Origin of the sequence: Mesorhizobium helmanticense (genome assembly GCF_003034915.1) — a bacterium.
Taxonomy (GTDB): Bacteria; Pseudomonadota; Alphaproteobacteria; order Rhizobiales; family Rhizobiaceae; genus Mesorhizobium; species Mesorhizobium helmanticense.
Genome location: NZ_PZJX01000124.1, coordinates 1 through 448, shown reverse-complemented (window position 1 = coordinate 448; position 448 = coordinate 1). Strand labels below are relative to the sequence as shown.

At 55.8% G+C, this 448-nt stretch carries 1 protein-coding gene; it reads left to right on the top strand.

Features of this window, described 5'->3' with window-relative positions:
• Positions 1-71 precede the first annotated feature (71 nt).
• Positions 72-448: IS6 family transposase (locus C9427_RS33605; protein WP_107653190.1), on the top strand; the 377-nt coding region annotated here is incomplete at its 3' end.

The following is a 448-nucleotide window of genomic DNA, read 5'->3' as shown; positions in this document are numbered from 1 at the left end:
GGTTCTGTTGCAAACTTTTTCGTTACGGGTTGTCTGGCAAGTGACCTCCGACATTTTTTCGGAGGTTTGTGATGTTCAGAGGCCGGCATTTCGACCGATCGGTCATCCTGGTGTGCGTTCGCTGGTATCTGGCATATGGACTGAGCCTGCGCGATTTGAAGGAGATGATGGCCGAGCGTGGCATTAGCGTTGATCATTCGACGATCCATCGCTGGGTTGTTCACTTCTCGCCCTTGCTGCTGGAGCGCTTCAACCGGCGCAAGCGCGCAGCGACCGGCAAATGGCATGTTGATGAAACCTACATCAAGGTCCGAGGGCAGTGGATGTATCTCTACCGCGCTATCGACAGCGTCGGCGACACGGTCGAATTCTATTTCAGCGAACATCGGGATTTGCCGGCGGCCAAGCGTTTCTTCAGGAAAGCGCTGGAGCGCCATGGGCGTCCCGA